14 protein-coding genes are annotated in these 14,204 nt (G+C 55.4%); 3 read left to right on the top strand and 11 right to left on the bottom strand.

The window, feature by feature from the left end; genetic code table 11:
* Positions 1 to 126 precede the first annotated feature (126 nt).
* A complete protein-coding gene (uvrA, locus tag E3U32_RS00775) occupies positions 127 to 2,949 on the top strand; it encodes an excinuclease ABC subunit UvrA (protein WP_134347308.1) in 2,823 nt (940 codons plus the stop codon).
* 3 nt (positions 2,950 to 2,952) lie between these two features.
* Here the strand turns inward: uvrA and E3U32_RS00780 are convergent, their stop codons facing one another.
* The 6 genes from E3U32_RS00780 to dnaB form a co-directional block, all read right to left on the bottom strand.
* Positions 2,953 to 3,306: an MmcQ/YjbR family DNA-binding protein gene (locus tag E3U32_RS00780; RefSeq protein WP_134347309.1), complete on the bottom strand. Its 354-nt coding sequence runs from the start codon at positions 3,304 to 3,306 to the stop codon at positions 2,953 to 2,955.
* A 2-nt stretch (positions 3,307 to 3,308) separates the two neighbouring features.
* Positions 3,309 to 3,725 (bottom strand): secondary thiamine-phosphate synthase enzyme YjbQ, encoded by a 417-nt coding sequence (locus E3U32_RS00785; protein ID WP_134347310.1) that lies wholly within the window; start codon positions 3,723 to 3,725, stop codon positions 3,309 to 3,311.
* 113 nt (positions 3,726 to 3,838) lie between these two features.
* Entirely contained in the window at positions 3,839 to 4,552 is a 714-nt protein-coding gene (aphA, locus tag E3U32_RS00790) for an acid phosphatase AphA (RefSeq protein ID WP_134347311.1), read from the bottom strand.
* Positions 4,553 to 4,757: 205 nt separating this feature from the next.
* Entirely contained in the window at positions 4,758 to 5,951 is a 1,194-nt protein-coding gene (gene tyrB / locus E3U32_RS00795; protein WP_134347312.1) for an aromatic amino acid transaminase, read from the bottom strand.
* Positions 5,952 to 6,070: 119 nt separating this feature from the next.
* On the bottom strand, positions 6,071 to 7,150 hold the full coding sequence (gene alr, locus E3U32_RS00800; RefSeq protein ID WP_134347313.1) for an alanine racemase: 1,080 nt from the start codon (positions 7,148 to 7,150) through the stop codon (positions 6,071 to 6,073).
* A gap of 16 nt (positions 7,151 to 7,166) precedes the next feature.
* The gene (gene dnaB / locus E3U32_RS00805; RefSeq protein ID WP_023310046.1) at positions 7,167 to 8,579 is read right to left on the bottom strand and encodes a replicative DNA helicase; all 1,413 of its coding nucleotides are present in this window, start codon (positions 8,577 to 8,579) and stop codon (positions 7,167 to 7,169) included.
* 66 nt (positions 8,580 to 8,645) lie between these two features.
* Between dnaB and E3U32_RS00810 the strand changes: the two genes are divergently transcribed.
* Complete coding sequence (locus E3U32_RS00810; RefSeq protein WP_134347314.1) at positions 8,646 to 9,629, top strand: quinone oxidoreductase; 984 nt, start codon at positions 8,646 to 8,648, stop codon at positions 9,627 to 9,629.
* 183 nt (positions 9,630 to 9,812) lie between these two features.
* Here E3U32_RS00810 and pspG read toward each other — a convergent pair whose 3' ends face one another.
* From pspG to E3U32_RS00830, 4 genes are all read right to left on the bottom strand, one after another.
* Entirely contained in the window at positions 9,813 to 10,055 is a 243-nt protein-coding gene (gene pspG, locus E3U32_RS00815; RefSeq protein WP_023310044.1) for an envelope stress response protein PspG, read from the bottom strand.
* Between the two features lie 136 nt (positions 10,056 to 10,191).
* A complete protein-coding gene (gene dusA / locus E3U32_RS00820; RefSeq protein WP_134347315.1) occupies positions 10,192 to 11,187 on the bottom strand; it encodes a tRNA dihydrouridine(20/20a) synthase DusA in 996 nt (331 codons plus the stop codon).
* 82 nt (positions 11,188 to 11,269) lie between these two features.
* Positions 11,270 to 12,580, bottom strand: coding sequence for a conjugal transfer protein TraF (locus tag E3U32_RS00825; protein WP_134347316.1), 1,311 nt, complete (start codon positions 12,578 to 12,580; stop codon positions 11,270 to 11,272).
* 172 nt (positions 12,581 to 12,752) lie between these two features.
* Positions 12,753 to 13,241: a cupin domain-containing protein gene (locus E3U32_RS00830; protein ID WP_134347317.1), complete on the bottom strand. Its 489-nt coding sequence runs from the start codon at positions 13,239 to 13,241 to the stop codon at positions 12,753 to 12,755.
* 115 nt (positions 13,242 to 13,356) lie between these two features.
* Between E3U32_RS00830 and zur the strand changes: the two genes are divergently transcribed.
* Positions 13,357 to 13,869: a zinc uptake transcriptional repressor Zur gene (gene zur, locus E3U32_RS00835; protein WP_134347318.1), complete on the top strand. Its 513-nt coding sequence runs from the start codon at positions 13,357 to 13,359 to the stop codon at positions 13,867 to 13,869.
* A 67-nt stretch (positions 13,870 to 13,936) separates the two neighbouring features.
* Here the strand turns inward: zur and E3U32_RS00840 are convergent, their stop codons facing one another.
* Positions 13,937 to 14,146 carry a CsbD family protein gene (locus tag E3U32_RS00840; RefSeq protein WP_014830284.1) on the bottom strand — a complete coding sequence of 70 codons (210 nt, stop codon included), beginning with the start codon at positions 14,144 to 14,146 and terminating at the stop codon, positions 13,937 to 13,939.
* Positions 14,147 to 14,204 lie beyond the last annotated feature (58 nt).

Below are 14,204 nucleotides of genomic sequence, written 5' to 3' on the forward strand. Positions count from 1 at the left end.
GAATCAGAAAATGCATTCCAATACTGTATATTCAAACAGGTCAAATTGTGTCATAATTAGCCGTTTCTGACAGCCGTTTGTCCTTCAAACAAACCAGGCAATCCGTGTTCCAACCGGGAAAGGTGAATGGATAAGATCGAAGTTCGGGGCGCCCGCACCCACAATCTCAAGAATATCAACCTCATAATTCCTCGCGACAAACTCATTGTCGTGACCGGGCTTTCGGGGTCTGGCAAATCCTCACTGGCTTTCGACACTTTGTATGCCGAAGGACAGCGTCGTTACGTTGAATCACTCTCTGCGTACGCGCGTCAGTTCCTGTCGCTGATGGAAAAACCGGATGTCGACCACATTGAAGGGTTATCCCCTGCTATCTCTATTGAGCAGAAGTCCACCTCGCACAACCCGCGTTCAACGGTCGGTACCATTACCGAAATCCATGACTACCTGCGTCTGCTGTATGCGCGCGTGGGTGAGCCGCGCTGCCCGGACCACGACGTCCCGCTGGCGGCACAGACCGTAAGCCAGATGGTGGATAACGTGCTATCGCAGCCGGAAGGCAAACGCCTGATGCTGCTGGCACCAATCATTAAAGAACGTAAAGGCGAGCACACCAAAACGCTGGAAAACCTGGCAAGCCAGGGCTACATCCGCGCCCGTATCGACGGCGAGGTGTGCGACCTGTCCGATCCGCCAAAGCTTGAGCTGCAGAAGAAGCACACCATCGAAGTGGTGATTGACCGCTTCAAGGTGCGTGACGATCTCGCCACGCGTCTGGCGGAATCCTTTGAAACGGCGCTGGAACTCTCCGGCGGTACGGCCGTGGTCTCCGACATGGACGACCCGAAAGCGGAAGAGCTACTCTTCTCCGCCAACTTTGCCTGCCCTATTTGCGGCTACAGCATGCGCGAGCTGGAACCGCGACTGTTCTCGTTCAACAACCCGGCGGGCGCGTGCCCGACGTGTGATGGCCTGGGCGTGCAGCAGTATTTTGACCCGGACCGCGTGATCCAGAATCCGGAGCTGTCCCTGGCGGGCGGTGCGATCCGCGGCTGGGATAAGCGTAATTTCTACTACTTCCAGATGCTTAAATCACTGGCTGAGCACTATAAATTCGACGTGGAAGCCCCGTGGGCCAGCCTGAGCCCGAACGTGCATAAAGTGATCCTGTTCGGTTCCGGCAAAGAGAACATTGAGTTCAAGTACATGAACGATCGCGGCGATACCTCCGTGCGTCGCCACCCGTTCGAAGGGGTGCTGCACAATATGGAGCGCCGCTACAAAGAGACCGAATCCAGCGCGGTGCGCGAGGAGCTGGCGAAGTTCATCAGCAACCGCTCCTGCGCCACCTGTGAGGGCACGCGTCTGCGTCGCGAAGCACGCCACGTGTTTGTAGAAAACACGGCGCTGCCGACCATCTCAGACATGAGCATCGGCCATGCGATGGACTTCTTCAACAACCTGAAGCTCTCCGGCCAGCGTGCAAAAATTGCCGAAAAAGTGCTGAAAGAGATTGGCGATCGCCTGAAGTTCCTGGTCAACGTTGGCCTGAACTACCTGACGCTTTCCCGCTCGGCGGAAACGCTCTCCGGCGGTGAAGCCCAGCGTATCCGTCTGGCAAGCCAGATTGGCGCGGGCCTGGTAGGCGTCATGTACGTGCTCGATGAGCCGTCCATCGGCCTGCATCAGCGCGACAACGAGCGCCTGCTCGGCACCCTGGTACACCTGCGTAACCTCGGTAACACGGTGATTGTGGTTGAGCACGACGAAGATGCGATCCGCGCAGCAGACCACGTGATCGATATTGGTCCTGGCGCAGGCGTACACGGCGGTCAGGTGGTTGCGGAAGGTACGCTGAAAGACATTATGGCGGTGCCAGAGTCCCTCACCGGCCAGTTCATGAGCGGTAAGCGCAAGATTGAGGTACCGAAGCAGCGCGTGGCAGCGGATCCGGAAAAAGTGCTGAAGCTGACCGGGGCGCGCGGCAACAACCTGAAAGACGTCACCCTGACGCTGCCGGTTGGGCTGTTTACCTGTATTACCGGCGTGTCCGGTTCCGGTAAATCGACGCTGATCAACGATACCCTGTTCCCGATTGCACAGACGGCGCTCAACGGCGCAACGCTCGCCGAGCCTGCACCGTACCGCGAGATCCACGGGCTGGAGCATTTCGACAAGGTTATCGATATCGACCAGAGCCCGATTGGCCGTACCCCGCGTTCCAACCCGGCGACCTATACCGGCGTCTTTACGCCTGTACGTGAACTGTTTGCGGGCGTACCGGAATCACGTTCACGCGGGTACACGCCTGGACGGTTCAGTTTTAACGTGCGCGGCGGCCGCTGCGAAGCCTGCCAGGGCGACGGCGTGATCAAGGTTGAGATGCACTTCCTGCCGGATATCTACGTGCCGTGCGACCAGTGCAAGGGTAAGCGCTATAACCGTGAAACGCTGGAGATTAAGTACAAAGGCAAGACCATCCACGAAGTGCTGGACATGACCATAGAAGAGGCGCGCGAGTTCTTTGACGCCGTCCCTGCGCTGGCGCGTAAGCTGCAGACGCTGATGGACGTCGGTCTGACCTACATTCGTCTGGGCCAGTCCGCCACCACGCTGTCAGGAGGTGAAGCACAGCGCGTTAAGCTGGCGCGTGAACTCTCCAAACGTGGCACCGGCCAGACGCTGTATATTCTGGATGAGCCGACCACCGGTCTGCACTTTGCCGATATCCAGCAGTTGCTTGAGGTTCTGCATCAGCTTCGCGATCAGGGCAACACCATCGTGGTCATCGAACACAACCTGGACGTGATTAAAACCGCGGACTGGGTTGTCGATCTCGGCCCGGAAGGCGGCAGCGGCGGCGGTGAAATCCTCGTCTCCGGTACGCCAGAGACCGTTGCAGAGTGCGAAGCCTCGCACACTGCACGCTTCCTCAAACCGTTGCTGTAATTATCACACGGAGAGCTGCTGTCGGGTCGTTTCCGGCAGTAGCTCAACCGCCTGCTGATAAGACGCATCCACCAGATAGTAAATCTGTGAGCCTGGAATAGAGCCATCGAGATAGACAGTGCTCCAGTGCGCTTTATTGAGATGTTTGCTCGGTCTTACATCGTCATGCTGCTGGCGCAATAAATCGGCCAGTTCCGGACTGGTTTTCAGCGACGCCGCCGGCCGCCCCTCAACCTCTTTCACCATCGCAAACAGCACGTCCCCCACTTTAATCTGCGTGGCTTTCCAGTCGCTATGAACGCTTTGCTCCGCACCCGGTTTACTCATGCAGTACTGAAGTAGCTCCGAAATTGTCATCTTTATTCCCCTTGTAGCGTGGCGATAATTTTACGCGAACCACCGTGAATGCGATGCTCTCCCAGCCAGATCCCCTGCCATGTACCCAACAATAGCTGCCCATTGTGTACCGGCAGCATCAGCGATACGCCCAGCAGAGAAGATTTGATGTGCGAAGGCATGTCATCGTCGCCCTCATAATCATGCTCATAAGGTGCGTTGTCCGGGACGGCCTTCAGAAAATGGTGCTCCATGTCAGACCGGACGGTGGGATCGCAATTTTCATTAAGCGTGAGAGAGGCCGACGTGTGCTGAAGAAGCAGATGCAGTAAACCCATTTTGACCCGCGACAGGTCGCGGATCTGCCCGATGACTTCATCCGTCACCAGGTGAAATCCGCGTGGTTTAGCGCTTAAGGTCAGGGTTTGTTGATACCACATGTGCTGCTCCGTAATGAAAGATGAATCTTTCTAAGTGTGCAGCAAGAAGACGAAAGGTAAAACCCGCAGCAGCGAGATTTGATTAAAAAATCATCATACCCGCTGACTGGTGCTTAATACTCCGAGCTGACGATCACCTCTTCGCCAAACTTTCCGGCCATCGGGAGCGGTCGGTACGTCGAGTTAGAGGCACGCAGTACCCTTATCCCTCTGGCCCCTACGTCATGCGCGGCGGTGATGTCGTTATCTGAGTCGCCGTAGAATACTTTGATATTTTTCTTTTCCAGCCACTGGGTTTTGGTGTTTTGCCCTTCTTTATCACCCGCAAAAATTACCGGATTCATGCTCGATGCCGGGATCAGGAAATCATCCTGCAGCGTTTTAGAGACGGTTTCGGTTTTGGTCTGACTGCGTCCGGTCACGAAGTAAATGCTGTCGCCGCGCTTCACATGCATGGCGATAAGCGCGCGGGCCACCTCTTTCGGGATGCTGAATTCGTCCCAGCCGTTATTCATTTTTTCCCAGAATTCCGGGTTCTTCAGATACGCTTCGCTGTCGGGCGAATACATTTTTTTGCCGCGCCAGAAACCCGGGCTGGAGAACAGAACGGTATCGTCAATGTCGAAGCCCACGGCCATTGGCGGGCGACCCATCAGGCTGTTTTCGATTTGGGCCACGGAAACCCAGTGAATGGGTGCCTGCTCGGCAAGAATCGCGGCGGTGGTGCCGGTGTAAAGCGGCGTGGGTGCGGAAGCACGCGCGACGACAGCACTGTTAAGCGAGAACAATAAGCAGGCGGCGCTGAGCGCCAGTGTGATCTTGCGCATATTTTCCCCTGAATATTCAGTTTGTTATCGTTTTATTTTGAGCGAATGGTCAAAAAACTCTCCGACCATAACCCCAGCGGAAGATGAAGGGAAGGAGTTTTTACTTATGAGGCTGAATAAAAAGAAGAAGATCACAAAGTACCGGGCAACGTTCTTGTGCGGCCTGATGCCCTCTCCCACAGGGAGAGGGCTGGTGAGTAAGCACTTACATTACAGCAGCAAACGCCTGCGCCACGCGATGAACGTTACCGGCATTCAGGCCCGCCACGCACATACGTCCGCTGGCAATCAGGTAGACGCCGAACTCTTCACGCAGGCGATCGACCTGAGCAGCGCTTAGGCCGGTGTAGCTAAACATGCCGCGCTGTTTAAGCAGATAGTCGAAGTTGTGTCCCGGTACGGCCTCTTTCAGCACGTTAACCAGCTCCTGACGCATGGACAGGATGCGTTTACGCATGGCCTCCACTTCCGCAAGCCAGTTAGCTTTCAGCTGTTCGTCACCGAGCACGGTCGCCACAACCTGCGCACCAAAGTTTGGCGGGCTGGAGTAGATGCGGCGCACCGTCGCCTTCAGCTGACCCAGCACGCGGCTGGCGGCTTCGGCGTCCTCACACACCACGGACAGCCCCCCGACGCGTTCACCGTACAGGGAGAAGATTTTAGAGAAAGAGTTACTCACCAGTGCAGGGAGCCCGGCGCTGGCAACGGCGCGAATCGCGTAGGCATCTTCTTCCATACCCGAGCCAAAGCCCTGATAGGCAATGTCGAGGAATGGGATCAGATTACGCGCCTTCAGAACCTCAATCACGGCATCCCATTGGGCATTCGTGAGGTCCGCACCGGTCGGGTTATGGCAGCACGGATGCAGCAGGACAATACTGCGCTCCGGCAGGGTATTCAGTTTTTCCAGCAGCGCTTCAACGCGCACGCCGTTGGTTTTGCTGTCGAACCACGGATAGGTCCCCACCTTAAAGCCTGCGCCTTCAAAAATCGCAACGTGGTTTTCCCACGTTGGGTCGCTGACCCACACGCCCGAATCCGGGAAATATTTCTTCAGGAAGTCTGCACCCACTTTTAGCGCACCCGAGCCACCTAACGTCTGGATGGTAGCCACGCGTTTTTGCGCGAGCACCGGGTGATCGGCGCCAAACAGAAGAGGCGCAATGGTGCTGCGGTAGGTATTTAATCCTTCCATCGGCAGGTAGAGCGATGCGCCGTGTGGAGCGGCGTTCAGGCGCGCTTCGGCTTCGGCAACGGCCTGCAGCTGGGGAATAAAACCTTCGTGGTTATAATACAAACCGATGCTGAGGTTCACTTTATCGCTGCGAGGATCTTCTTTGAAACGCTCCATTAAGGAGAGAATAGGGTCGCCGGCATAGGCGTCAACTTTCTGAAACACGCGATGAATCTCCGGAATTCGATGAGGCAGGAATTTCAACAATAAACCGGAAGTGGGAGAAGATCGAGAGGATGTTAATAAAGTTGAAGTGAGGTGAATGACCTCACTTCATTGGCGGTTCAATCTATGTACTTCATCGCCACCCGTGACGTCAGGCGCGTGATAAGTTCGTAAGCACTCACTTTTGTAATTTCAGCAATACGTTCAACAGGCAAACCCTCGCCCCACATCACCACATCGTCGCCGGGCTTATCCTGGGCTTCAGGTCCCAGATCGACGCAAATCATGTCCATCGCCACGCGGCCCACAATCTGCACCTCGCGACCGTTGACCAGAACCGGCGTACCCGACGGCGCTGCGCGCGGATAGCCGTCGCCATAGCCCATCGCCACTACGCCCAGGCGCGTATCGCGTTCACTGGTCCATGTGCCGCCGTAACCCACTGGCTCACCGGCTTTATGCTCGCGCACGGCGATCAGGTTAGAGACAAGGGACATCACCGGCTGGAAACCGAAATCTGGCCCCCAGGATTTGCCCTCCAGCGGCGACACGCCGTAAAGAATGATGCCCGGGCGAGCCCAGTCGAAGTGCGACTGAGGCCACAGTAAAATACCGCCGGATGCCGCAAGGGACCGCATCCCCGGCTTGCCTTCGCAGAAGGTAGTAAAGATATCCAGCTGCCGCTCGGTCTCTCCGCATTCGGGCTCATCGGCGCGGGCAAAGTGGCTGACAATATTCACCGGCTGGCGCACGTTTTTGCACTGGCACAAACGCTGATAAAACGCCTCCGCGTTTTCCGGACGCACGCCCAGACGGTGCATGCCCGTATCGAGCTTCATCCACACGGTTACCGGCTCGCTCAGCTCGGCGGTCTCGAGCGCGGCGAGCTGCTCTTCGTTATGCACCGCCGTGTGAAGATGCTGGTCAGCAATGGTCGGCAAATCTGTGGCTTCGAAAAAGCCTTCCAGCAGCAGAATGGGTTGAGTAATCCCCCCCGCGCGCAGGCGGAGAGCTTCTTCAAGACGGGCGACGCCAAAAGCGTCGGCATCGGGGAGCGTTCGCGCGGTCTCAAGAAGACCGTGTCCGTAAGCGTTCGCTTTCACGACTGCAACGAGCTTGCTGGCGGGTGCCAGTTCACGCAGACGTTGCAGGTTGTGTCGCAGAGCGCGGCGGTTGATAACTACTGTTGCCGCTTGCATTTGAATTCCTTAGAAATTACTCATCATCGTATTGAGGACCGGCATAGTTGTCGAAACGCGACCACTGTCCGTTAAAGGTCAGACGCACCGTCCCGATCGGGCCGTTACGTTGTTTACCAATAATAATTTCGGCGATCCCTTTCAGGTCGCTGTTCTCGTGATAAACCTCATCACGGTAGATAAACATGATTAAGTCGGCATCCTGCTCGATGGAGCCGGATTCACGCAGGTCGGAGTTGACCGGACGCTTGTCGGCACGTTGTTCCAGAGAGCGGTTGAGCTGCGATAGCGCCACCACCGGCACGTGCAGTTCTTTGGCTAACGCCTTGAGCGAGCGGGAAATCTCTGCGATCTCCAGCGTACGGTTGTCGGAGAGCGACGGCACGCGCATCAGCTGAAGGTAGTCGATCATGATAAGACCGATACCGCCGTGTTCACGGGCGATACGACGCGCGCGGGAACGAACCTCCGTCGGCGTCAGGCCCGAGGAGTCATCAATATAGATGTTACGTTTTTCCAGCAGAATACCCATGGTACCGGAGATGCGCGCCCAGTCTTCATCGTCCAGCTGCCCGGTACGAATGCGAGTCTGATCCACGCGGGACAACGATGCCAGAGAACGCATCATAATCTGCTCGGAGGGCATCTCGAGACTGAAGATTAAAACCGGCTTATCCTGCAACATCGCCGCGTTTTCAACGAGGTTCATCGCAAAAGTGGTCTTACCCATCGACGGACGCGCAGCGACGATAATCAAATCCGACGGCTGCAGGCCAGCGGTTTTCTTGTTCAAATCGTCATAGCCGGTGTTCACGCCGGTCACACCATCGTGCGGCTGCTGGAACAGCTGTTCGATACGGGCAACGGTGGCATCAAGGACATCGGCGATGTTTTTTGGGCCTTCGTCTTTATTGGCACGGCTTTCGGCGATTTTAAAGACGCGGGACTCGGCAAGGTCGAGCAGGTCTTCGCTGGTGCGACCCTGCGGATCGAACCCGGCTTCGGCGATCTCGTTCGCCACCGAAATCATCTCGCGGACAACGGCACGTTCGCGCACGATGTCGGCGTAAGCGCTGATGTTCGCCGCACTAGGCGTGTTTTTTGACAGTTCCGCCAGATAGGCAAATCCACCGCAGCTGTCGAGTTGCCCAAGACGTTCCAGCGATTCCGCGAGCGTGATCAGGTCGATTGGGCTGCCCGACTCCTGCAGACGCGCCATTTCGGTAAAGATATGGCGGTGCGGGCGGGTGTAGAAATCTTCCGCCACGACGCGCTCGGCGACGTCGTCCCAGCGTTCGTTATCCAGCATTAAACCGCCCAACACCGACTGTTCCGCTTCAATCGAGTGCGGCGGGACTTTTAACCCTGCGACCTGGAAATCACGCTCGCGAGGTTCAGTCTGTTTGTTGAAGGGTTTGTTTCCTGCCATAGTGAATGGAGTTACCGAGATAAAGAGTGGGTCGAAAGATTACCATATTTTTCTGACGGAGGGAGCATGGCAACGCGCATTGAATTCCAGAAACACGGTGGACCAGAGGTGCTTAAAGCGGTGGAGTTTACCCCCGCCGCACCTGGCGAAAATGAAATCCAGGTTGAAAACAAAGCGATTGGCATTAACTACATCGACACCTACATTCGCGGCGGTCTCTACCCACCTCCGTCGATGCCAAGCGGGCTGGGAACGGAGGCGGCTGGCGTGGTCATCAAAGTTGGCAGCGCCGTTAAACATATCAAAGAGGGCGACCGCGTGGTGTATGCGCAGTCTGCCCTGGGGGCTTACAGCTCCGTTCATAACGTCCCGGCGGACAAAGCCGCCCTTCTGCCTAATGCCATCTCTTTTGAACAGGCTGCCGCCTCATTCCTGAAAGGACTGACCGTCTTTTACCTGCTGCGCAAAACCTATGAAATCAAACCCGACGAGCAGTTCCTGTTCCATGCCGCTGCGGGTGGCGTGGGGCTGATCGCCTGCCAGTGGGCGAAGGCGCTGGGCGCGAAGCTTATCGGCACCGTAGGCAGCGCCCAGAAAGCACAGCGTGCGCTGCAGGCCGGTGCATGGCAGGTCATCAACTACCGTGAAGAGAGCATTGCTGAACGGCTAAAAGAGATCACGCACGGTCAAAAAGTGCGGGTCGTGTATGACTCGGTGGGGAAAGATACCTGGGAAGCCTCGCTGGACTGCCTGCAGCGCCGTGGTCTGATGGTGAGCTTCGGGAATGCGTCAGGCGCGGTAACCGGCGTTAACCTGGGCATTCTGAACCAGAAGGGTTCTCTGTATGTGACACGCCCTTCCCTGCAAGGATACATCACCAACCGGGAAGAACTGATTGAGGCCAGCAACGAGTTGTTCTCGCTGATCGCCAGCGGCGTCATTAAAGTGGATGTGGCTGATGCGCAGAAATACGCGCTAACCGATGCGCAGCGCGCGCATGAGGTGCTGGAGAGCCGGGCAACGCAGGGGTCGAGCTTGTTGATTCCATGAGCCCAAAAAGAAATTGGGCTTCCCTGAGGAAGCCCTTTCTTTTTTTAGTTCGGCTGTATGTAGGGTACAGCTCGATGAATTCTTTAACGGCAGTCATAGTGACAGATTCGATAAGTAAATCCTATTCTGTTCTAAGCCCCGCTGCCGGAAAAGTTACAAGTATGTGACGAACCCCTCAATACCTTAGTAACGAAAACGGTTATTGCGCTGATAACTGGGCACTTTTGGCGCTTTAATCGCCCGAATCACCCACACCACCGCAATGGCCAGCAGTAACCACGGCAGCAGCTTGATCGTCAGGGCAAACAATCCGCCAATAAACATAACCACCGTCGCCACAACGATAGCCGCCAGAATGCCGAGCAGCGAAACGCCTGTCGCTAACAGCATGACAAAGAAGCCAATCACAAAAAGTAGTTCCAGCATGATGCTCTCCCACGAGTTCCCGAGTAATGCAGTAAGCATTACAAGATCCATGCCAAAGCTAACATCTTGTTCTTAAAGAAAAACGCCCCGCGAGAATTCGCAGGGCGTGGTGAATTTGACGACTTTTTAGCGTAACTTATCGTTTATCCGCGACCAGACGCAGCGCGTGCTCCAGCACCTCAATATCGGCTCCGGCTTTATGAGCGTTCTCGCTTAGATAGCGACGCCACTGGCGCGCCCCGGGGATCCCCTGGAACAGGCCGAGCATATGGCGGGTGATATGGCCGAGATACGTACCGTTGCTCAACTCGCGCTCAATGTACGGATACATCGCTCTCACCACCGCAACCGGATCGCTGTCTGTCCCTTCAACGCCAAAGATTTCACGATCGACCGTCGCCAGAATACCTGGATTCTGATACGCCTCACGCCCGACCATGACGCCATCCATATGCGCCAGATGCGCTTTGGCCTCTTCCAGCGACTTGATGCCGCCGTTAATCGACATCGTCAGGTGCGGGAAATCACGCTTCAGCTGGTACACGCGAGGATAGTCCAGCGGCGGAATTTCACGGTTCTCTTTCGGGCTCAGGCCAGAAAGCCAGGCTTTGCGCGCGTGAATGATAAACATCTCGCATTCACCCTTGCCGGAAACCGTATTGATAAAATCGCACAGGAATTCGTAGCTGTCCTGGTCGTCAATGCCGATACGGGTTTTAACCGTCACCGGAATGGAGACCACGTCGCGCATCGCCTTGATACAGTCCGCAACCAGCTGCGCGTTCCCCATCAGGCAGGCACCAAACATGCCGTTTTGCACGCGATCGGACGGACAGCCAACGTTCAGGTTGATCTCGTCGTAGCCGCGCGCTTCTGCCAGTTTCGCACACTGCGCGAGCGCGGCCGGATCGCTACCGCCCAACTGCAGGGCAACCGGATGCTCTTCTTCGCTATAGGCCAGGTAGTCTCCCTTCCCGTGGATGATTGCGCCCGTGGTCACCATTTCGGTGTACAGCAGCGTATGGCGGGAGAGCTGACGCAGGAAGTAGCGACAGTGTCTGTCCGTCCAGTCGAGCATTGGCGCAATGGAAAAACGGTGTGCGGGAAAAGCAGTCTGTAATTCTGACGACATGGCGAAGTTTTAAGCATCTGGTGGAAAAGGGGCGCTACTATAGCACAAAGAAAAGCCGGAGGCGCAGCGCCTCCGGTGGACTTTAGAACGTCATGCTCAGCTGAGCCCCTGCGCCCCAGGTTTCGTCTTCACCGTACAGACCCATCAGGTCAACATGAACGGTGCTAAACGGCGCGAAACCAACGCCGCCGGTAAAGACATTGCTGTCGTTACCCTTCACGTCCGCGCGATAACCCGCACGCACTGCCAGCCAGCTCAGCGGCGTAACCTCAGCACCGACGCCAACATACTGTGAGGTATCTTCGCTCTTGAAGCCTTTGGTTTCCGTCAGATCGCCATCAGCAGTCAGCGTCACCAGATCGTTATGCCAGGCGGCACCGGCGGTCACCAGTGGACGGATCTGATAGGTATCTTTATAGCTCACCACTTCCCCGGTACGCCCGTTGCGAATACGGATGTCTTTGGTATCGATATCACGCGACATCAGGTTTTGTCCGCTCACGCCGACCGTCCAGTTTTCGCCGAAATCAGCCGCAATACCGGCATCAACGTTAAAGCCCGTATCGTCTGTGCGATAGCGGCTGTCGTTCCACTTATTACTGTCGTAATCGTAGATTGAGGTGGTGTAGTTATAGACCCAGGTTTTTTGCAGTTTTGGCGTCACGCCCACGGAAACTGGAATGCCGCCAAGATCGAACTGACGAGCAACAGCAACGCCGTAGTCGGATACAATTGCCGCCCGGCCAGAAGCCGTTGAGTTGAGGTTTTTGGTGATTTGATCCGTGCCTCTTATCGCAGCGTCCAGAGCAACGCCGGCCGCTACCGCATCGCTTTTTTGTATACCGCGCAGATAATCAATGTCTTGTTGATCGATAGACGAGCTCACCCGACCATGGGCATAGCCTTTCGCCATAAAGGCCACAGAAAGCACGTCGTTAGGGATACTTACGGCAATGCCAGCCCCTGCCGTCGCGCGTGCGGTTTTGCCCTTGAGATAGTCCAGCTCATCGGCAAGATCTTTTGCTGCGCCCTGGAACTGGTTAATAGAACCCAGCGGATTAGTGATGATTTCAATCGGCGTAAGATTATCCACCACGTATTTATAGTGGTTAATTTTGTCGTTGATATTATCAATCTCATCCTGAAGATTGTCTTTATCTGTGATCTGCGCGCCGACCGAAGGCAAGATAACCGTCACATCATCGTCCGGTTTTGCCTTTGCCAGCAGCGCGGGGTTGATTAACGCCCCACTGCCATAGCTCCCGGAGGCAACGCCAGTGCCACCCATTGCGTCGCTACGTGATTCTGTCCAGGTATTGGCTGCTCCCGCCTGATTTGCCATAAACAAGGAGACAGCGATACTCACCACCGAAAATTTAAAATTTTTGTTCACAGTATGCCCGTTATAGTCTGTTATGAAATAACCCCTGTCTGTTATCACCCAAACAGGAACGAACTATTGCTGTGAATAAGTAGTAAAAGACCCGCTATTTCTATCCCTAAGTAAAACTCCCTTACGGCCTGTTATAATTTGTGACGGCCCTCAATATTTATAGAAGAGGAAATTATTTTTTCCCAGGTTTTCCATCATGCGGTCCAAAAAACTGGGGAGGATGGTCGACCCAGCGATCCTCACGCGTGGCGGCATACACGGGGTTGAGCGGGTAGTAGATGCGGTTGTGCTTCTTGTTGGCCTCGCCAACGACCAGTAACCGAACCTCTTCATCCGTATTGTTGATAAAGGTATGGCAGATACCGGTTCCGGCGGGAAACCCTACGCTGTCGCCCGGTTCAAGTTTCCACAAATAGCCATTAATCCAGGCTTCAGGGTAGCCTTCAAGCACGTAAATGAACTCTTCTTCGTCGCTTTCCGCATGGGGATAGGACGTTCTGCGTCCTGGCGGCAAACGCTCATGATGGATGCCAATGCGCCCGAGCCCAAGCTTGCGAGCGAGCGGTGCACCGATAGCAAACAGCTCATCACTGTCTGGATAGGTCGAATCATCCGCGCCTTCTACGTCGCGCCAGTGCCGAATACAGTCAGGTCTTTTCATTGTTTATTTCCCGGTTTGCGATGGGTCAGGTATAGCACAGACTGGCGGATCTCGGTGTTTTTACCAGAACATGATAAAGTGAGGGTTTTCCGTCCTATAACATCCGGGGTGCTAAATGGATAAGTCCACAAAAGAGCTGTTAGCGCAGGCCGAAAAGCTGTGCGCGCAACGCAATGTGCGCCTGACTCCGCAGCGCCTTGAAGTCTTACGTCTGATGAGCCTGCAGCAGGGCGCCATCAGTGCCTACGACCTGCTCGACCTGCTTCGCGAAAGCGAGCCGCAGGCGAAGCCACCGACGGTCTATCGCGCGCTGGATTTCCTGCTGGAACAAGGGTTCGTGCATAAAGTGGAGTCCACAAACAGCTATGTGCTGTGCCATCTGTTCGATCAGCCAACGCATACATCGGCGATGTTTATCTGCGATCGCTGTGGAGCGGTGAAAGAAGAAGGCGCGGAAGGCGTGGAAGACATTATGCATTCGCTGGCCGCTAAAATGGGCTTTGCCCTGCGTCATAACGTGATTGAAGCACACGGGCTGTGCTCAGCGTGCGTGGAAGTGGAAGCCTGTCGTCATCAGGATGCATGTCAGCACGACCACTCTATTCTCGTGAAGAAAAAGCCGCGTTAGCAGCAAAAGCAAAGGCGGCTCATGGCCGCCTCAGAGTGTACTTCCTTGTACTTCGGGTATAGCCCGGTTACCAGCGGTAGTCGTTGCGTTTTTCCCAGTCGCCCACTTCTTTTTCCGCCTGGTCTTTTGCGTAGCCGTAACGCTCCTGGATTTTACCGACAAGCTGATCGCGTTTACCTTCAATGACGGTCATATCGTCATCAGTCAGCTTACCCCACTGTTCTTTCGCTTTACCTTTGAACTGCTTCCAGTTGCCGCCGATTTCGTCTTTATTCATCATCGTGTCCTCTTAGTTAAGCGTCGGGTCGTAACGTCCGTTACGTTCTTTTCTGCTG

The sequence above is a fragment of the Lelliottia nimipressuralis genome (assembly GCF_004402045.1).
Taxonomy (GTDB): Bacteria; Pseudomonadota; Gammaproteobacteria; order Enterobacterales; family Enterobacteriaceae; genus Enterobacter; species Enterobacter chinensis.

Bases quoted from the DNA above. Each gene is read 5' to 3' on its own strand.
- E3U32_RS00830 (WP_134347317.1), bottom strand. From the start codon at position 13,241: ATGAAAAGACCTGACTGTATTCGGCACTGGCGCGACGTAGAAGGCGCG.
- aphA (WP_134347311.1), bottom strand. From the start codon at position 4,552: ATGCGCAAGATCACACTGGCGCTCAGCGCCGCCTGCTTATTGTTCTCG.
- dusA (WP_134347315.1), bottom strand. From the start codon at position 11,187: ATGTCGTCAGAATTACAGACTGCTTTTCCCGCACACCGTTTTTCCATT.
- alr (WP_134347313.1), bottom strand. From the start codon at position 7,150: ATGCAAGCGGCAACAGTAGTTATCAACCGCCGCGCTCTGCGACACAAC.
- dnaB (WP_023310046.1), bottom strand. From the start codon at position 8,579: ATGGCAGGAAACAAACCCTTCAACAAACAGACTGAACCTCGCGAGCGT.
- pspG (WP_023310044.1), bottom strand. From the start codon at position 10,055: ATGCTGGAACTACTTTTTGTGATTGGCTTCTTTGTCATGCTGTTAGCG.
- zur (WP_134347318.1), top strand. From the start codon at position 13,357: ATGGATAAGTCCACAAAAGAGCTGTTAGCGCAGGCCGAAAAGCTGTGC.
- E3U32_RS00810 (WP_134347314.1), top strand. From the start codon at position 8,646: ATGGCAACGCGCATTGAATTCCAGAAACACGGTGGACCAGAGGTGCTT.
- E3U32_RS00785 (WP_134347310.1), bottom strand. From the start codon at position 3,725: ATGTGGTATCAACAAACCCTGACCTTAAGCGCTAAACCACGCGGATTT.
- E3U32_RS00780 (WP_134347309.1), bottom strand. From the start codon at position 3,306: ATGACAATTTCGGAGCTACTTCAGTACTGCATGAGTAAACCGGGTGCG.
- E3U32_RS00840 (WP_014830284.1), bottom strand. From the start codon at position 14,146: ATGAATAAAGACGAAATCGGCGGCAACTGGAAGCAGTTCAAAGGTAAA.
- uvrA (WP_134347308.1), top strand. From the start codon at position 127: ATGGATAAGATCGAAGTTCGGGGCGCCCGCACCCACAATCTCAAGAAT.